Origin of the sequence: uncultured Vagococcus sp. (assembly GCF_963518325.1) — a bacterium.
Lineage (GTDB): Bacteria > Bacillota > Bacilli > Lactobacillales > Vagococcaceae > Vagococcus_D.
In genome coordinates, this window is the sequence record NZ_CAUQJB010000033.1 from 1 (window position 1) to 18,500 (window position 18,500).

Below are 18,500 nucleotides of genomic sequence, written 5' to 3' on the forward strand. Positions count from 1 at the left end.
TAGAGCAACGGATTGAAGCTCCGTGTGTCGGCAGTTCGATTCTGTCCTGAGCCATCCAAGCGGGTGTAGTTTAGTGGTAAAATCACAGCTTCCCAAGCTGTTGTCGCGAGTTCGATTCTCGTCACCCGCTCTCTGTTTTTTTTTGCAAAAAAACGGATTTGGGCCTATAGCTCAGCTGGTTAGAGCGCACGCCTGATAAGCGTGAGGTCGATGGTTCGAGTCCATTTAGGCCCACTAGTTTCATATTTTTATGGCCCGTTGGTCAAGCGGTTAAGACACCGCCCTTTCACGGCGGTATCACGGGTTCGATTCCCGTACGGGTCATTTTAAAGAGCATTTGCTCTTATTTTTTTTACTCAAAAAACGTCACTGTTCAATTGAACAGTGACGTCTATTAAATATAGTAAATCAAAAGAAGTAAGAGTAGGGCCGCATTTAGTGTGAGCTCTCTTTTTTTCTGATTGTTATGGCGTATGATAAACCAGGCAGCTAAGAAAATGACGGCAATCATAGGCAGTAGCAGTAGCCAGATTAAGTGTTTCGCATAGACTTGATACGCCAGATAGCCCATGAGAATTAGAAAGGAAATAAAGCTCAGTCGATTAAAGTCACTGTTGCGGCCACCTTTGGCATATAAGGATTGTGTTAAAAGCGTCCCAATTAAGACGATGAGGAAACTGAAGAGATAAGACCAAAAATAAAAGGCTTTAAAGGAATACGGGTAATGAATACTAATTATTAGGTTAAAAACGATGCCTTTAAAAAAGGCATTGAGGCAGGTGTACAAAAGTGTTTCTTGATAGTTATACTTTTCTGAAAAGATGAAGAATTGAAAGACCTCGTACATCAGTAGAATAATCCCATACTGTGGGGCCAGTTTATTGGTAATAATCCAAATACAGATGATACCAATGACCACTTTTCCTACATAGAGATTGAGGGAAAGGGACTGTCCATTGGCATTGGCTCGTTGAATAAAGACTTGGAAAAATTCTGACAGTAGTAAATACAGGAGCAAAAGGACTAAGGCAAAGGAAATGTCGACTCGATCTTCGACTAATAAGATTCCAGGTAAAACAGCCATGAAAGTTCGCAAGAAGGCGATTAACAGTGGATAAGTTAACGCACGAGAAATTGGTTGTGGTGTCATCAAAATGTGTACCTCACTTTTTAAAAGTTAATAATTCTTACTAGGAAGGTGTTTAGCAAGACGCTTCAACTATTTTTAGGTTAATCGACGAGCAAAGCATTTCTTAGTATTCATTAATGGTAGTGGAACTTTTGATTAAGGTCAAGTTAATCTTCTGTTACAGAGAAAAACAAGTGCTTTTAGATTTGAAATTTGATATACTAGGAATGTTGCAAGATTCCCGATAGGATTTATTGGCGATGCCTTTAAAAATGCCTTGTAACCGAAAATTAAGAGGGGGAATAAAGAAATGAGAGAAAAGTATTTATTTACATCGGAGTCCGTGTCAGAGGGACATCCAGATAAAATAGCAGATCAGATCAGTGATGCTATTTTAGACGCGTTATTGGCCCAAGATCCAATGGCTCGAGTGGCCTGTGAGACGTCAGTAACGACAGGTCTTGTCCTGGTCTTTGGTGAAATTTCAACGACGGCTTATGTGGATATTCAAAAAGTGGTCAGAGAAACGATCAAAGGGATTGGCTACACTCGTGCGAAGTATGGTTTTGACGGTGATACCTGTGCGGTGATGGTCGCAATTGATGAACAGTCACCAGATATCGCTCAAGGAGTAGACGATGCCTTAGAGACGCGTTCTAACGAGGAAAATGACATTGGAGCAGGAGATCAGGGGCTGATGTTTGGGTTTGCCTGTGATGAAACACCTGAGTTAATGCCGTTAGCGATTTCCTTAAGTCACCATTTGACTAGAAAGCTAGCTGATTTACGTAAGGATGGCACCCTGGCTTATTTACGACCAGATGCTAAGTCGCAAGTCACTGTGGAATATGATGAGGATGGCCGCCCATTGCGTGTGGATACAGTGGTTATTAGTACTCAACATGATGAGCATGTGACATTAGAACAAATTCAACATGATGTGAAGGAACAGGTAATCGCAGCGGTTATACCGGAGCTGTTGCTTGATAGTCAGACAAAATATTACATTAACCCAACGGGCCGCTTTGTTATAGGTGGTCCTCAAGGGGATTCAGGTTTAACCGGTCGTAAAATAATTGTGGATACTTACGGTGGTTATGCCCGCCATGGTGGTGGTGCTTTTTCCGGCAAAGACGCTACAAAAGTTGATCGTTCTGCTAGTTATGCAGCCCGTTATATCGCCAAAAACATCGTAGCAGCCGGTTTTGCTAAAAAATGTGAAGTCCAATTGGCTTATGCCATTGGGGTGGCACAACCTGTTTCAATTTCGATTGACACCTTCGGAACTGGAACTGTTTCAAAAGAAGCGTTGATTCACGCAATTCGTGAGAATTTTGATTTACGTCCCGCAGGCATTATTGAAATGCTTGATTTAAGACGACCGATCTATCAAAAGACGGCAGCTTATGGACATTTTGGTCGTACAGATGCTGATTTCACTTGGGAGCGAACTGATAAAGTTGAAGCTCTTAAAGCTAGTTTAGCAGAGTAACAGAGGCGGCTCTTAGTAAAGGTTAATCCCTTTATTAAGAGCCGCTATTTTTAAAGTGATAGGAAAAAGGATGATGAAAAATGATGAAACAAAAGGAAACAAATGTTAAAATCGTAACCCTTACGGTTTTTATTGCCACCTTTATGACGGCGATTGAAGCGACGATCGTCTCGACAGCAATGCCGACCATTGCGGGGCAGCTTAAGGGCGGCGAAATTATGAGCTGGGTCTTCTCGATTTATTTACTGACCAACGCCATGATGACACCAGTTTATGGTAAACTAGCCGATCGAATTGGTCGCAAGCCAATCTTTCTTTTCGGGATTGTGGTATTTATTATCGGATCGTCCCTTTGCGGGATTTCAGGCAGTATGTTGCAACTGATTATCTTTAGAGCGATTCAAGGAATTGGGGCAGGGGCGATTATGCCAGTGGCCTTAACGATTATTGCGGACATTTATCCCATTGATAAGCGGGCAAAAGTATTAGGCTTAAGCAGTGCTTTCTGGGGAATTGCTAGTGTGGTCGGCCCTTTATGTGGTGGCTTTATTGTGGATACAATTGGCTGGCATTGGATTTTCTTTGTTAACGTACCAATCGGTATCATTCTGGTTTTCTTAATTATGATCTTCCTGGTAGAACCTAAAAATGATCGTGAAAAACAACCAATTGATGTGGCAGGTAGTTTATCATTGATGATGTTCCTACTAGTATTGCTTTATGGGTTCCAAACACTTAGTGAGGGAACTGGTTTTGGCTTAACGAGTATGCTTTCATTTGCAGCAGCTATCGGTTTTTGCCTATTGTTTGTTTTTATCGAAAAACGGGCAAAAGATCCGGTTATTTCATTGGACTTATTTAAAAATAAAACTTTTATGATCGTCAATATTATCGCGGCGTTAGTCAGCGGTTTTCTGATGGGAATTGACGTGTATATTCCCATGTGGATGCAGGGAGTTCTTGGATTAAAGGCAGCCTTAGGTGGCATGGCATTGGCTCCCTTGTCCTTTACCTGGATTATTGGATCCTTAGTAGCAGGTCGCCTGTTGGAAAAAACCACTACTAAGCGGGCCTTAACCATTGGCTTGGTGATTATTATTCTCGGTGGCTTGATGTTAGCTAACGCTCCCGTTACGACCCCTTTCTGGGCCTTTTGTTTGATTTCCGGCTTTACTGGAATAGGACTGGGAATCACTATTACAGGCTCAACGGTTAAAGCTCAGAGTAGCGTCTCTCATGAAAATGTTGGGGTAGCGACTTCCTTCAATACCTTAATGCGGACCTTGGGACAAACGATTATGGTATCCATTTTCGGGGTAATCTTAAACAATCATTTAAACAATGAAATAGCCGCTAATGTGGATTTGGGTTTAAAACGTGAGATGATTGATCAATTGTCCAATCGTGAAACCTTAGCCCAATTAGCCACGGATTTAGTGGGGCCTTTGCGAGAAATTCTTTACAAAGGGCTACACAGTGTCTATTTCGTAGGGGTGATATTGTTAGTGGTTGCGATTATCTTGAATCAATTCCAGAAATCAGAGCGATTAATGCCTCACGAGTAACACAAAAAACTTCGCAACCTTTAAGGTTGCGAAGTTTTTTTGCGTTCAATGGCAATTAAAATCGGTGGGTTGTTTTGCTGATTGATAAACTGGTAGGAGAGAACGTTATACTCTCTTTGGGGAATATCTTTGACAAAGGCCATTACGCCATCTTTTTCAGTGTCCCCACCTTCATGCCCGTAATAAATCACCACGATAATCCGACCGCCAACGGCCAGTTTTGGCAGTAAGCTAGTTAAGGCAACTAGGGTTGTTTCTTTGCGGGTAATGATGGTTTTATCACTTTTTGGTAAATAGCCAAGGTTAAAAATAGCAGCTTTCACAATCACCTCACTGTTCAAGACCTGAGCGACCGTTTCATGACCTTGATGGAACAAAGTCGTTCGTGATGCTAAACCGGCTTCAGTGAGCTTTTGACGGCTTGTGTCAATCGCTTGACCTTGGATATCGAAACCGTAAACATGGCCCTGAGAACCGACTAAATCAGCTAAAAACAAGGTGTCGTGGCCGTTTCCTACGGTTCCGTCGACAACGGTATCACCTGGCAAGACCACATCCCGCAATAGTTGATGGCTATAATGAAGAGCGGTTTGTAACATGATGGGCCTCCTCTCGGCAATTAAAGCGCCCTTGATAGCTGTCGCGCCGTTTGAGTTCATCGTCAATGGCGTTTAAGACTTCCCATTTCTTTAAACTCCACATTGGCCCGATAATGCTGTCCCGTGGCGCATCACCTGTTAGGCGATGAATCACAATTTCCGGTGGAATCAGTTCCAACTGATCACAGACCACAGAGACATAGCGCTCGCGATCCATTAAAGTTAAACGTCCTTCCACATAATCCCGGACCATTCGCGTGTTGGTCATTAAGTGAAGCAGATGGAGTTTAATCCCTTGAATATCAGAATCCTGAATCGTACGTTTAACATTTTTAATCATCATCTCATCTGTCTCACCAGGCAAGCCGTTGATCAAGTGGGTGCAAACTCTAATGCCATGTTTGCGCAGTTTAGCCACACCGTCAAGGTAAGTTTGATAGTCGTGGGCCCGATTGATTGAGCGGCTAGTCTCTTCGTAAGTGGTCTGTAACCCAAGCTCCACCCATAAATAATAGCGCTGATTGAGTTCTGCCAAGTATTCCACCACATCCTCTGGCAGACAGTCGGGGCGGGTCCCGATGGAAATACCAACCACACCAGGCTGAGATAATACCTGTTCAAAGCGGTGACGAATCGTTTCCAGCGAGCCGTGAGTATTGGTGAAGTTTTGAAAATAAACTAAGTACTGAGTGACTCCGGGCCATTTGGCGTGCATGCGGTTGATTTCCTGATGGAACTGCTCCGGCAAAGGCTCAGTTGGGGCGATAATCATATCGCCTGAACCAGAGACACTGCAAAAGGTACAGCCACCTTTTGCGACAGTACCATCCCGATTAGGACAATCAAAACCAGCGTCAATCGGTACTTTAAAGAGCTTTTCACCAAAGGTTTCTCGCAAGGCGTAGTTCCAAGTGTGGTAACGTTTATTAGGGTCCGATGTAAAGTTAAAGTTTGTCACGTGATTACCTTCTTCTATTTTTGTTTGCCTTGAAAACGCCAGATAAAGCGACGTTTCTGAAAGGTTGGATAGGTTCCTAAAATCCAGGCAGCTCCTAAAAGATAGCCTCCCAAGATATCTGTTGGGTAATGGACGCCCACGTAAATCCGGCTGATGCCGATCGTTAAAATCAGAACAGCTAGAAACAATTGAACAGCTAAACAAAGGCGTCGATGGGTGATTAATCGAGGTAAAATAATGATCAGTGTACCGTAAAAGAGCATGCTGCCCATGGCATGTCCACTAGGAAAGCTAAAGTGAGTTTCCGTCACCAGATGAGGCACACTGGGACGAGGGCGCTGAAAGGCAAATTTAATCAGATAATTGCCAACACCAGCGACTAGAGCTGAATTGATGATTAACCACAGAGCTTCGCTTAAAAATTTGCGATACCAGCAAATCAGCGAAACCACAAGAACCAAACCGGCAATGACCATGCCACTTCCCAAATGCGTCACCCCAATATAGAAAGAGGTTAGACCATCAGTCATATGAGCGCGGATCAAATCGCTAATGGGCTGATCAATAAAATTAAGCGTTGATTCATAAAATTTAACAGTATAACCTAAGATAACAAAAATGACTAAGCAACAACTAGCGGCAAAATGCCAGTAGAGGTTTTTGGCTGAATCCATGATTCGATCTTCCTTTCCCTGAAGCTTTTCAAAGGTTGCTCGCAAGCTGTTAAAACCTAAGAAAAAGCCCTCTAGTATGACTAAAGAGCTTTTCTCATTATAGCATATTTCGCCACAGGATTTAATCGGGGACGTTGTTTTTAGAATTTTTTAAAGGTTTTCTTCGATGGCATTAATGACGTCCGTTTCAACATCATCAAAGGTCTCATCGTAATCATCATATTCGCTGTCCTCATCATACACACGAATATCACCATGAAGGGATTCAAGGATTAGTGCAGGTCCACCGGTTCCTTTTTTCAGCGACTTTTTATCTTTGCCAAAGAGTCTGACTGTTCCGTTATTATTTTTAGTTGTGATACTGAAGTTAGTTGGTTGACGATTTAAATTAACGCGAATATTGCCACTGCTGGTCTTAATGGTTAAGTCGTCTGTTAACTTACTGTCTTCCCAGTTAACGTCACCATCGTCGGTTTCCACAGATGTTTTGCCTTTTAAAGCAGATAGTTCAACGAAACCACCTTCTGTTTTGACCGTACTGTCGCCAGTTAAATCATTTAAACTAATGTGTCCGTCGGTATTCTCAATATCGAAGGTTTCCGCACGACTGTCGTAAAGAGAAACATACCCTTGTTCACCTTTGAAGATAATCTTTTTCTGAGCTTTAACGCTACTCAGGTTAATGCTGCCATTTTGAGCAGTAACAGTCAAGGTATCTAGAGTTAGATTTTTTAGATTAGTGTAATCATGACTGTCAGTATTAAGAACTAACTCAGTTGTCTTCAAACCACTAATCTCAAGGCTGCTATCTTTGGCACCGTTAATCGTAATGGACTCAAATGAAGTAGGAATGGCGATATTGACATATTGAGAAAATCCTAATTGAATGTAATCACGGTAATCGCCTGTTTCACTAAAGGCTACATCTATAAGGGTTTTATTACCACTTTCCGACGGTTCCCATGTGAAGCTCTGTTTACTCATGACCGAATGAGCCTGACCTTCAATGTGGATATCCTGATCGGTTGACTCTGTTAAATGGTACTTAATGTTACCTTTGATTGAGAGCTCCAAGTTCTGCTTGTTCTTTTTAACCTGGTACTGTTCATCGATAGTTGTTCGGCTTTGTTTTTCAGCTTTCGGAATAAAAAGTGCGGAACCGACGCCACCCACTACGGTAAGAATGACACCGAATATAGCGAAACCTATAACTTTCTTTTTCATTAGTGTCGCCCCCGTAACGTGTTGATGTTCCATTTAGTGTAATATTTAATAAAGCGGAATGAGTAAGTGGTGATTGGAACCATAATAGCCAAACCGATAAAGCCAAGCCCACCTGTGAACAATGTGATAAATAAGGCAGATAAAGCAAATGCCCCACTGGTAGCAAAGAGACTAAAGATACCTGCGGCTGGTGTTAAAACCAGTGCGATGGTAGCAATCCATAAACCAAAGAGAACGGCAAGACCAGCGATAATCATCCAGATCATGAAGAGAAAATTAAATAGGATAACGCCAGCTACCTGACAAAAGCGGACAAAAAAGGATTGTTTTTTTGGTCCACGATCATAAGCCGAATCGTAATTTTGGTAATAACCGTATGGTCCGTGGTTTTGTTCTGGTGCTGTCTTTTGGGTAAATTCCTGCCACTCATCGTGAGGGATGCTGGCTTCATCAGCCGAAATCCCAAATTCCTCTAAAATCTCTTCAGCAATCTCTCGGGGATTGCCGAGACATTTGGAAATCGCAGCTTCTTGTTGCCCCTCAGCAAGCTGTTTGTCAAACTTTTCACCGTAAAGTTGCAAGATATAAGCTAATTGTTGTTTAGGTAATGCTTTTAAATGAATTTTTAATTCCGTTAGAAAGTGCTCTTTATTCATATCTGTTCCTCGATTCTTACGTAATAGTATCTTAAAAAGCCCATGGCTTCATTTCTTATTAACTTAAATATATCGTCTAAGTGCCGATTAAACAATAGCTTAGGGCAAAAATCGGCCTAAAGTATGAGGGCGTGTCGGTACACAGGAGGATATGGAGACGGAGGTTTATTGAACGGGTTGTTATGTTACAAAAAAGACACCAATTGTTGAATGTTACAACCTCTTAACAATCCTATTAGATATACAGATATTTATTTTTATTGTGGGTCAGAATAGTGTATACTGAAACTATGGTTTTTAGACTGAATAATGAACAAAAAAAGGAGGAGATTACAAACATGAATGAGAAACAGCACCGTAGAAAAGCAAATAACCAAACAACCTTAAAATTACTCGCTCCTTTCAAAAAAGGGGTTTCTTTATTTGGTACGACGGCGATGTTAACAGCAGCCGTAATTCCGACCTTTGCCGCTAAAGTTGAAGCAGACGAGATGAATGAAGTAGAACCAAAAACACTTGACAGTAATGCTGTCAGCCAAGGGGCAGTTGAGCAGGAGCAATCAATTCAAGAAAGTACTGAGACTAGTCAATCAGAGAGTATTCAGAGTTCAGAGTCGATTCAAGCGGAAGTGCCACCAACAAGCGCACCGACGGCGGAATCAACAGAAACCCCTGTTCCAACTGAAAGTAGCGCGGAAGAAGTCGTCCCAGAAGCGGCTAACATTATGTCAGCTTCGATGATGATGAGGAGTGTAGCACCAAGTGCATTTATTGAGCAAGTGGGGGCGCAGGCTCAAAGTGTTGCCGCAGCCAATAATTTATATGCATCGGTTATGATTGCTCAAGCTATTTTAGAAAGTGCTTGGGGAAACAGTGCCCTATCTGTGTCACCTAATCACAATTTATTTGGGATCAAAGGCTCTTACAATGGGCAGTATGTGGAGATGCGGACTCAAGAAGTTTACAATGGCAAATGGGTCACGGTAACAGCCAAATTCCGGAAGTACCCATCACATACAGAATCATTGCAGGACAATGCTTATGTCTTAAAAAATACCTCATTCCAGTCAGGTGTCTATTTTTACAGTGGGGCTTGGAAGAGCAATACCAACTCGTACCGTGATGCAACTGCCTGGTTAACAGGGCGTTATGCTACAGACCCTGGCTATGCCGGCAAGTTAAACACGATCATCGAAAATAATAACTTAACTCGTTTTGATACACCGGGAAGCGGCACGGGAAACACCGGTGGCAACAATGGTGGTAATACAGGTGGTAACAATGAAGGCAATACAGGTGGCAACGGCAATATCACAGTGCCTAACAATGGATCGTACACAATTGCGTCGGGGGACACCTTATCAAGTATTGCACGCAAACATGGCGTCACGGTGGCTAATCTTAAATCATGGAACAATTTAACCAGCGATTTAATTTATGTGGGCCAAAAATTAGTCGTAAAAGCATCGGGTGGTAACACTGGCGGTAATAGTGGCAACAATGGCGGTAGTGGAACCACAACGCCTAGCACAGGGACTACTCATAGCGTGGCATCAGGTGATACACTATCGAGTATTGCTCGGAAATATGGTGTGACCGTTGCAAACTTGAAGTCATGGAACAACTTGACCAGTGACATGATTTATGTGGGACAAAAGTTAAATCTTAAGGCGACCGGTGGAACGAATACCGGCACGACCCCAGGGACGACTAATCCAGGCACGACCTCTTACTCAGTTGTTTCAGGTGATACCTTATCGAGTATTGCTCGGAAATATGGCGTGACCGTTGCCAACTTGAAGTCCTGGAACAGTTTGACCAGTGATACAATCTATGTCGGTCAAAAGTTAAATCTTAAAGGGACCGGTGGAACGAATACTGGTACAACGCCAGGAACCAATCAAGGAACGACTTCTTATTCTGTTGTTTCAGGTGATACTTTATCAAGCATTGCCCGCAAATACGGCGTGACCGTGGCCAACTTAAAGTCATGGAACAGCTTGTCTAGCGACAGGATTTATGTAGGTCAAAAAATCAGTGTTAAAGGCACAGCTAACAGCAATCCAGGAAATAGTGGTGGAACAACAACTGGCGCTACTCATGCCATCGTTTCAGGTGATACCCTATCAGGAATTGCCCGAAAGTATGGCGTAACCGTTGCGAACTTAAAATCATGGAATAATTTGTCAGGCAACATTATTTATGTGGGTCAAAAATTAAATATTAAAGGCGGCAACACCAGTAACACCAATAATAACGGTGCTACTGCCAGCGGCGCCTCCTATACGATTGCCTCAGGCGATACCCTTTCGAGCATTGCCCGAAAATATGGCGTAACGGTAGCTAATTTGAAGTCATGGAATAACTTATCTAGCGATATCATTTATGTCGGGCAAAAACTCAGTGTTAAAGGAGGGGGGACAAGCACGAATAACCCAACTCCAACCGGCAGCTCTTATACCGTAGTCTCAGGTGATACCTTGTCCAGCATTGGAAGAAAATATAATACGACGGCAGCAGCCATCAAATCGTGGAACAAGCTTTCCAGTGACACGATTTACGTGGGCCAAAAATTGAGCATCGGATCAAGTAGTGGCTCAACTACGCCGACTAACAACAGCAATAGCACAAGTTCAAATGCCAACTATACCGTGGCCTCTGGCGATACCTTAACCGGTATTGCTAGCCGTCACGGGGTCAGCGTTGCTAACTTGAAATCATGGAATAAACTAACAAGCGATACCATTTTTATCGGTCAAAAGTTAGTAGTGAAAGCCGGCAACACCTCTAATGCCAATACGAATCAAACCTATAAAGTAGTCTCAGGTGATACCTTGTGGTCGATTGCCAACAAACACAAGGTGACGGTGAAACAATTAACGTCATGGAATAACCTTAAAGGCGATGCGATTTACATCGGCCAAAGTTTACGGGTCAAGTAAGCAGCAAGGACTTGCGAAATCCATTAGAGTTTGTTAGTATAGGGACAATAAGACATTGATGAGGAGTAGTAAAAAGTAGCACAGCAAAGAGAGCACATGGATGGTGGAAATGTGCCTGGAAAACTTTTGAACTTACCTTAGAGTCGTTTAGTTGAGAAGGCTAAACCGGAGCACATCCGTTATCGTGTTTGAGGTTTAAATGGCAACATTTAAACAAAAATAGGTGGTACCACGTTAGTAAACAACGTCCTATAAAAGTAGTTTAGTCTGCTTTTATAGGGCTTTTTTTTATTTTTTTAAAGAGTAACCCCTTATTCACGGAAAAATCGAATAAACTTGCCCTTCTTTTCATGGTTAAAGTGGTAAACTGGGAGCAAGCACAAGAACACCAACAGCATGGTCTGTTAAAAATGAGTGGAGGAAAGTAAATGTCGTATCAACACAAAGCAATTGAGAAAAAGTGGCAAAAACATTGGGCGAAACACAATACGTTCAATACTACAGAAGATCCAAATAAGGAAAAGTTCTATGCCTTGGATATGTTTCCCTATCCATCAGGTCAAGGCTTGCATGTAGGGCATCCAGAAGGCTATACGGCAACGGATATCTTAGCGCGAATGAAACGTAGCCAAGGATACAACGTTCTTCATCCGATGGGATGGGATGCTTTTGGGCTGCCAGCTGAGCAATATGCCTTGGACACGGGAAATGACCCAGCAGAGTTTACCCAAAAAAACATTGAAGTATTTCGTCGTCAAATTAATTCACTAGGCTTTAGTTATGACTGGAACCGTGAAATTAATACCACAGATCCCCAGTACTATAAATGGACCCAGTGGATTTTCGTTCAAATGTTTGAACGCGGTTTGGCTTATGAAGCTGAAGTCCCTGTTAACTGGTGCCCCGCTTTGGGAACTGTTTTGGCTAATGAAGAAGTAATTGACGGCAAGTCTGAACGCGGCGATCATCCTGTTTACCGGGTGCCGATGAAGCAATGGATGTTGCGGATTACCCAATATGCTGATCGTCTGATTGATGACTTGGAAGAGGTCGAATGGCCAGATAGTATTAAAGAGATGCAAAAAAATTGGATTGGTCGCTCTGAAGGGGCTAATGTGACCTTTAAAGTAGCCAATTCAGACAAAGATTTCAGTGTCTTTACCACTCGTCCTGACACGTTGTTTGGGGCTACCTACGCCGTTCTGGCACCTGAGTTAGCTCTTGTTCAAGAGATTACAACGGCAGAGCAAATAGCAGCTGTCACGGCTTATATTGAAGAAGCAGGTAAAAAGTCCGAGTTAGCAAGAACCGATTTGGCCAAAGATAAGACGGGTGTCTTTACAGGGGCTTATGCAGTTAACCCTGTGAACGGCAAAGAAATTCCGATTTGGATTTCTGACTATGTCTTGTCAACGTATGGAACAGGCGCAATTATGGCAGTTCCAGCTCACGATCCTCGTGACTACGAGTTTGCTAAACAATTCGATTTGGAAATTATCCCAGTTGTTGAAGGCGGCGACGTCTCAACTGAAGCCTTTGTTGGAGATGGCCCACACATCAATTCGGATTTCTTGAATGGTTTAGGTAAAGAGGAAGCCATCACTAAGATGAACGAGTGGCTGGAAGCAGAAGGTCTTGGGAAAACAGAAGTCAGTTATCGTCTTCGCGATTGGTTATTTTCACGTCAACGCTACTGGGGTGAGCCTATTCCAATTATTCACTGGGAAGATGGCACTACAACGGCTGTTCCAGTAGAAGAGTTACCGCTTAAACTACCTGTTACAACGGATATTCACCCTAGTGGTACTGGCGAATCACCATTGGCTAATATTGAAGAATGGGTCAATGTAGTGGATCCTAAAACAGGGATGAAAGGTCGTCGTGAAACCAATACAATGCCACAGTGGGCAGGAAGTTCATGGTATTACTTACGCTTTATCGACCCTCACAATAAAGAAGCCATTGCCAGTCCAGAAAAATTAAAAGAGTGGATGCCAGTCGATATTTATATCGGTGGGGCAGAACACGCAGTGTTGCATTTACTTTATGCTCGATTCTGGCATAAATTCTTATACGATATCGGCATTGTTGAAACGAAAGAACCTTTCCAAAAATTGTATAATCAAGGCATGATTCTTGGCGGCAATAATGAGAAAATGTCGAAATCAAAAGGAAATGTAGTTAACCCCGATGATGTTGTCGCAAAATACGGAGCAGATACCTTGCGGATGTATGAAATGTTTATGGGACCACTAGATGCGGCGATTGCTTGGAATGAAAACGGCCTAGAAGGCAGTCGTAAATTCTTGGATCGGGTTTGGCGTTTAGTCGTAGATGACACGAATAAAATGCGGGACCGAATCACGACCTTTAACGATGGCCAGTTGACAAAAGTCTATCACCAAACCGTTAAAAAGGTAACGGAAGATTATGAAAACCTGCGCTTTAATACTGGCATTTCTCAATTGATGGTTTTTGTGAATGAAGCCAATAAACAAGAGGTCTTGCCTTACGAGTACGTGGAAGGCTTTATCCAATTGTTGGCACCTGTTGCGCCTCACATCAGTGAAGAACTGTGGGAAATTACGGGTCATGAAGGTAGTTTATCTTACGTTCCTTGGCCAACCTTTGACGAAGCTCATTTAGTTGAAGATGAAATCGAAATTGTGATTCAAGTAAATGGTAAAGTCAGAGCGAAAGTAACCATTCCGCGGGACATGGATAAAGAGCAACTAGAACCCCTAGCATTGGACAACGAATTAATTAAAGAACAACTAGACGGTAAAACAATCCGAAAAGTTGTCGTGATTCCCAACAAACTAGTTAATATTGTGGCTAATTAAGGATATAAGACTATAATAAATGAAAGAATACTCCGATGTAATCATTGGGGTGTTCTTTCTTTATGCGTTGTGATGTCAGGCCAACCTTCAGATCAATGGCTCGAAAGGACAGTCTGACCATCACAGTAGAAGTAGGATCAGTAACACTTGTCTGTTTAATCATACAAAAGATGACAGAATCACCTTTTTTTGACAGCTCTATGCTTTCTTCCTTTTTTCACGTATAATAGAACTATTGGAAAATTGTTTTATGATAGTTTTTTTGTAACCTTTAGCTTATAATGTAATTATTATAGGAATGTTTAATGATAAAATAACGCAAAACGATAGAGTCTATTCGTAAATAAATAATAAAATCACATAATCGCTCTTAACGAAAAGCGATTAATTTGGTAAAATGGGTAATGCGAGTGTGAAAAAGGACTATTCTTCATAGAGAGACTAGAATTGTGAGAAAGTTGGACATGATCAATGCAAATTCCAAATGAGAATTTTGAACAAAAAGATATTGAATCAAAACAAAAAATGGTCCGTGGCTCAATCTGGATGACAGTTGGTAGTGTTGTCTCTAGGTTGATGGGTGCCATTTACATCATTCCTTGGTATGCTATGATGGGCGAAAATGCTAAAATCGCTAATAACTTATTTACTAAAGGATATAATATATACGCGCTGTTTTTAATGATTGCTACAGCAGGAATTCCCGGGGCGATTGCCAAACAAATTTCCCACTACAACTCATTAAATGAGTACGGTTTAAGTAAAAAATTATTCAAAAAGTCTATGATAATGATGGCTGGATTAGGTGTGGCCTTTGCGGCAATTATGTATTTTGCGGCGAGTATTTTATCGGCGGGTGATAAAGATTTGATTCCCGTCATGCGAGCCTTAAGTGTGGCCTTGCTGATTTTCCCATGTATGAGTGTAATCCGTGGCTTTTTCCAAGGGTACCACGACATGATGCCCTCAGCGGTCTCTCAAATAGTCGAACAATTTGCCCGAGTATTTTACATGCTGTTGGCAACCTACATCATTATGCAAACTGGAAGTGGCAACTACGTCAAAGCAGTGACTCATTCAACTTTTGCCGCCTTTATTGGCATGTTGGCCGCTTTGGGAGCTCTTTTGTGGTTCTACCAGCGTTATTCCGGTAAATTAAAAATACTGGAGGCCAACAGTAATAATGAGTTGAAGATATCTACGAATGATTTATTAAAAGATATGATGATCCAAGCTTTCCCGTTCATCATCATCGGGTCAGCCATTACGATTTTTAAAATCTTTGATCAATATACCTTTGAGCGAATCATGTTTAATTTAACCAATTATACCGATAAGCAAGTCAAAGAATTGTTTACGATTTTTAGTGCCAATCCAGATAAATTGACCATGATTACTATTTCGATTGCCACCTCACTATCGGTAACCAGTTTACCGCTCGTAACGGAAGCCTTTACGATTAAAAATCGCAAGGGCGTGGCCAAGTTAATCAGTGATAATTTTCAACTGTTCTTCTTTGTTATGATTCCGGCAACCCTTGGAATGATTATTTTAGCAGAACCGCTTAATACCTTGTTTTACGAGCACGATATATTGGGCACATCCGTATTGATTCAAGCCTGTTATGTAGGGATTATTTTAGGCTACTACATGCTGGTATCAACGACACTTCAAGGTCTTTATGAAAATAAAAAAGCCATGATCTATTTGGGAATTGGCTTCTTGGTGAAAGTGATTCTGCAATACCCATTTATTTGGTTGTTTGAAGTATACGGGCCGCTGTTATCTACAGGTGTCAGCTTTATCGTGGCGTCTTACTTAACAACGCGGGAAATACGAAAAATAACGAAATTTAACGTTAGCCTAACAGCCAGAAGAACCTTGTTAGTGACATTGTTAAGCTTGGTCATGGCATTGGCATCCTGGCTAACACGGACGATCCTCTACCTGATGATCAGCCCAACAAGTAAAACTCAATCCTTTATTATTGTGATTCTTGTGGCAGCAGTAGGAGGCGGTTTATACGGTTATATGGCGTTAAAAGTGAAATTAGCTGATAAATTATTAGGTGACCGAGTAGCAGGTATTCGTCGCCGTTTGAAGATTAAACCACTTTAATTTAAATAGTTAGAAAGGACATCTTTTTAAGGTGTTCTTTCTTTTTTAGAAAGGAAAACAACCATGAGATTAGATAAATTATTAAGTCACAGCGGTTTTGGTAGTCGTAAAGAAGTCAAGCAATTGCTTAAAAAGAAGCTGGTAACCCTTAATGGCCACCAGGTAAAAGACGGTAAGATTAACGTGTCAGAAACAACCGACCAAATTTCAGTTGATGGCCAGCCAGTTAGTTATCAGGCCTACTTTTATTATCTCTTGCACAAGCCCAAAGGAGTAATTTCAGCTACCGAGGATACTAGTCATCGAACGGTTGTGGATTTATTGTCAAAGGAGGACTATCGTCCAGATATCTTTCCAGTCGGACGTTTGGATAAAGATACGACAGGACTATTACTACTAACAAACGACGGTGACTTTAGTCATAATTTACTATCCCCTAAAAAACATGTCTCAAAATGTTACGCAGCAACTATAAATGGGATTGTGACAGCAGCGGATTGCCAGAACTTTGCAGAAGGTGCGACCATATCTGGTGGAGACATCTGCCAACCAGCTCTGTTAGAAGTCCTATCGGTTAATCAAGAAAAGCAAACCTCAGACATTAAAGTCACCATCACTGAAGGGAAATACCATCAAGTCAAGCGAATGTTCGAATCGGTAGGCAAGCAAGTCACGGAACTTCACCGAGAAACCATGGGGCGATTAACTCTTGATCCTTCATTGGCACCAGGTCAATACCGTGAATTAACAGAAGCAGAATTGATGTTATTAGGTCTGGAAAGGGCGAATTAACATGGGGAATAGCTGTTTCCTGAAGCTTTTTTTTGCTATAAATGATATGATAGAAGGAGTAGTAAAACAGACAGGAGTGGATAATAGTGACAATTGATTGGCAAAAGGAAGTAGAAGCGCGGAAAGAAGCGTTGTTTAAAGATTTATTTGACTTATTGAGTATTCCAAGTGTTAGAGAAGACGATAAAGCAACAGCAGATGCACCTGTTGGACCTGGTCCAAAAGAGGCACTATTGCGCTTTTTGGAAATTGGCGAACGTGATGGCTTCATCACTAAAAATATTGATAACTTGGCAGGGCATTTAGAGTATGGAGCTGGCGACGAAACCATGGGAATTTTTGGTCACGTTGACGTGGTACCAGTAGGAACTGGTTGGGATACGGACCCGTTTAAACCAGAAATTCGCGATGGTAAACTATACGCTCGCGGTTCAAGCGATGATAAAGGACCAAGTGTAGCAGCTTATTACGGACTAAAAATTATTAAAGAGTTAGGATTACCAATTTCTAAACGCGTTCGCTTTATTATTGGAACCGATGAAGAAAGTGGTTGGAGCTGTATGAACCGTTACTTGGAAGTGGAAGAAAAACCTGACTTTGGGTTTGCACCTGATGCAGAATTTCCAATTATCAACGGTGAAAAAGGCATGGCTAATATCAATGTGAACCTTGGCGGCACCAACGCCGGGGATTATCGATTGGTCAGCTTTGAATCAGGTCTTCGTCCTAACATGGTACCTGAATCTGCAACTGCGGTTGTGGAAGTAGCTTCTGTCGAAGCAGGGGCAAAAATGGAAGTCAGCTTCCTTGATTTTGTTGAAAAGAACCCTGTTTCTGGTACGATCGATGTTAATGGCACCACTGTCACAGTTGTAGTGAATGGTAAATCAGCTCATGGTGCTAGTCCAGCGGCAGGTATAAACGGTGGCACCTTTATGGCAGTGTTCTTGGCAGGATTTACTTTTGGAGCGGATGCACAAACATTTATCGACGCCGCAGCCAACTATTTACATGAAGAATCAAGGGGCACAGCCTTAGAAATCGCTCATACAGACGAAGTCATGGGTGAGCTAACTATGAACCCAGGCATCTTTAACTTCCAAGCAGATGCTGCAGAAGGCAATAAAATCACCTTGAATATTCGTTTCCCTAAAGGGGTAACTCATGAAGGCCTAGAAACACAAATTGGAAAAAAACTAGGAGATAATGTCCGGATTGATTCTGAATCACGGGGGCAAGTGCCTCATTACGTTCCAGGCGATGATCCGTTGGTGAAAACCTTACTAGAGGTCTATGAAAAACATACTGGCCTTAAAGGGGCTGAGAAAGTCATCGGTGGCGGCACTTTTGGACGTCTCTTGGAACGAGGCGTGGCATATGGCGCCATGTTCCCTGACAGTATTGATACCATGCACCAAGCCAATGAATTTATGGCAGTGGACGACATTATGAAGGCAACAGTAATCTATGCAGATGCCATTTACAGTTTGATTAAATAAAAAAACGTC

Annotated in this window: 12 protein-coding genes, 3 tRNA genes, 2 pseudogenes, 1 riboswitch and 1 other annotated feature; of the genes and pseudogenes, 11 read left to right on the forward strand and 6 right to left on the reverse strand. The window is 42.0% G+C overall.

Annotation, left to right across the window (positions count from 1 at the left end; translation table 11 throughout):
* Positions 1 to 59 precede the first annotated feature (59 nt).
* The 3 genes from RWN13_RS19375 to RWN13_RS19385 all read left to right on the forward strand — a co-directional run bounded on the left by RWN13_RS19375 (position 60) and on the right by RWN13_RS19385 (position 324).
* Positions 60 to 130 (forward strand) — tRNA-Gly (locus RWN13_RS19375).
* A 30-nt stretch (positions 131 to 160) separates the two neighbouring features.
* A tRNA-Ile gene (locus RWN13_RS19380) sits at positions 161 to 234 on the forward strand.
* A gap of 18 nt (positions 235 to 252) precedes the next feature.
* A tRNA-Glu gene (locus RWN13_RS19385) sits at positions 253 to 324 on the forward strand.
* A gap of 70 nt (positions 325 to 394) precedes the next feature.
* Here RWN13_RS19385 and RWN13_RS19390 read toward each other — a convergent pair.
* A complete protein-coding gene (locus tag RWN13_RS19390) occupies positions 395 to 1,153 on the reverse strand; it encodes a hypothetical protein (RefSeq protein WP_314067096.1) in 759 nt (252 codons plus the stop codon).
* A gap of 201 nt (positions 1,154 to 1,354) precedes the next feature.
* Positions 1,355 to 1,442, forward strand: a riboswitch (SMK box riboswitch).
* Between RWN13_RS19390 and metK the strand changes: the two genes are divergently transcribed.
* On the forward strand, positions 1,440 to 2,621 hold the full coding sequence (metK, locus tag RWN13_RS19395) for a methionine adenosyltransferase (RefSeq protein ID WP_314067099.1): 1,182 nt from the start codon (positions 1,440 to 1,442) through the stop codon (positions 2,619 to 2,621). It overlaps the preceding riboswitch by 3 nt.
* Positions 2,622 to 2,701: 80 nt before the next feature.
* The gene (locus tag RWN13_RS19400) at positions 2,702 to 4,186 is read left to right on the forward strand and encodes an MDR family MFS transporter (protein WP_314067102.1); all 1,485 of its coding nucleotides are present in this window, start codon (positions 2,702 to 2,704) and stop codon (positions 4,184 to 4,186) included.
* A gap of 20 nt (positions 4,187 to 4,206) precedes the next feature.
* On the opposite strand, the gene RWN13_RS19405 is transcribed toward RWN13_RS19400, so the two are convergent.
* From RWN13_RS19405 to RWN13_RS19425, 5 genes are all read right to left on the reverse strand, one after another.
* Positions 4,207 to 4,785, reverse strand: a complete 579-nt coding sequence (locus tag RWN13_RS19405; protein WP_314067104.1) for a class I SAM-dependent methyltransferase — start codon at positions 4,783 to 4,785, stop codon at positions 4,207 to 4,209.
* Complete coding sequence (locus tag RWN13_RS19410) at positions 4,760 to 5,743, reverse strand: TIGR01212 family radical SAM protein (protein WP_314067107.1); 984 nt, start codon at positions 5,741 to 5,743, stop codon at positions 4,760 to 4,762. The genes RWN13_RS19405 and RWN13_RS19410 overlap by 26 nt, the downstream gene beginning before the upstream one ends.
* Positions 5,744 to 5,757: 14 nt before the next feature.
* Complete coding sequence (locus RWN13_RS19415; protein ID WP_314067110.1) at positions 5,758 to 6,417, reverse strand: phosphatase PAP2 family protein; 660 nt, start codon at positions 6,415 to 6,417, stop codon at positions 5,758 to 5,760.
* Between the two features lie 150 nt (positions 6,418 to 6,567).
* Positions 6,568 to 7,641 (reverse strand): DUF4097 family beta strand repeat-containing protein, encoded by a 1,074-nt coding sequence (locus RWN13_RS19420; RefSeq protein ID WP_314067113.1) that lies wholly within the window; start codon positions 7,639 to 7,641, stop codon positions 6,568 to 6,570.
* Positions 7,641 to 8,297: an HAAS domain-containing protein gene (locus RWN13_RS19425; RefSeq protein ID WP_314067115.1), complete on the reverse strand. Its 657-nt coding sequence runs from the start codon at positions 8,295 to 8,297 to the stop codon at positions 7,641 to 7,643. The genes RWN13_RS19420 and RWN13_RS19425 overlap by 1 nt, the downstream gene beginning before the upstream one ends.
* Positions 8,298 to 8,587: 290 nt before the next feature.
* Between RWN13_RS19425 and RWN13_RS19430 the strand changes: the two are divergent.
* The 6 genes and pseudogenes from RWN13_RS19430 to pepV form a co-directional block, all read left to right on the forward strand.
* Positions 8,588 to 10,879: pseudogene (locus RWN13_RS19430) on the forward strand (LysM peptidoglycan-binding domain-containing protein); the annotation flags it as partial.
* 75 nt (positions 10,880 to 10,954) lie between these two features.
* A pseudogene (locus RWN13_RS23710) lies at positions 10,955 to 11,239 on the forward strand (LysM peptidoglycan-binding domain-containing protein); the annotation flags it as partial.
* Between the two features lie 46 nt (positions 11,240 to 11,285).
* Positions 11,286 to 11,494: a binding site (T-box leader), on the forward strand.
* A gap of 173 nt (positions 11,495 to 11,667) precedes the next feature.
* Positions 11,668 to 14,082 (forward strand): leucine--tRNA ligase, encoded by a 2,415-nt coding sequence (gene leuS / locus RWN13_RS19435; protein WP_314067121.1) that lies wholly within the window; start codon positions 11,668 to 11,670, stop codon positions 14,080 to 14,082.
* A gap of 471 nt (positions 14,083 to 14,553) precedes the next feature.
* Positions 14,554 to 16,200: a polysaccharide biosynthesis protein gene (locus RWN13_RS19440; RefSeq protein ID WP_314067123.1), complete on the forward strand. Its 1,647-nt coding sequence runs from the start codon at positions 14,554 to 14,556 to the stop codon at positions 16,198 to 16,200.
* A gap of 63 nt (positions 16,201 to 16,263) precedes the next feature.
* A complete protein-coding gene (locus RWN13_RS19445; RefSeq protein WP_314067125.1) occupies positions 16,264 to 16,992 on the forward strand; it encodes a pseudouridine synthase in 729 nt (242 codons plus the stop codon).
* Between the two features lie 86 nt (positions 16,993 to 17,078).
* Positions 17,079 to 18,491, forward strand: a complete 1,413-nt coding sequence (pepV, locus tag RWN13_RS19450) for a dipeptidase PepV (RefSeq protein ID WP_314067128.1) — start codon at positions 17,079 to 17,081, stop codon at positions 18,489 to 18,491.
* Positions 18,492 to 18,500 lie beyond the last annotated feature (9 nt).

Bases quoted from the DNA above. Each gene is read 5' to 3' on its own strand.
- metK (WP_314067099.1), top strand. From the start codon at position 1,440: ATGAGAGAAAAGTATTTATTTACATCGGAGTCCGTGTCAGAGGGACAT.
- RWN13_RS19420 (WP_314067113.1), bottom strand. From the start codon at position 7,641: ATGAAAAAGAAAGTTATAGGTTTCGCTATATTCGGTGTCATTCTTACC.
- RWN13_RS19400 (WP_314067102.1), top strand. From the start codon at position 2,702: ATGATGAAACAAAAGGAAACAAATGTTAAAATCGTAACCCTTACGGTT.
- RWN13_RS19445 (WP_314067125.1), top strand. From the start codon at position 16,264: ATGAGATTAGATAAATTATTAAGTCACAGCGGTTTTGGTAGTCGTAAA.
- RWN13_RS19425 (WP_314067115.1), bottom strand. From the start codon at position 8,297: ATGAATAAAGAGCACTTTCTAACGGAATTAAAAATTCATTTAAAAGCA.
- RWN13_RS19440 (WP_314067123.1), top strand. From the start codon at position 14,554: ATGCAAATTCCAAATGAGAATTTTGAACAAAAAGATATTGAATCAAAA.
- leuS (WP_314067121.1), top strand. From the start codon at position 11,668: ATGTCGTATCAACACAAAGCAATTGAGAAAAAGTGGCAAAAACATTGG.
- RWN13_RS19415 (WP_314067110.1), bottom strand. From the start codon at position 6,417: ATGGATTCAGCCAAAAACCTCTACTGGCATTTTGCCGCTAGTTGTTGC.
- RWN13_RS19405 (WP_314067104.1), bottom strand. From the start codon at position 4,785: ATGTTACAAACCGCTCTTCATTATAGCCATCAACTATTGCGGGATGTG.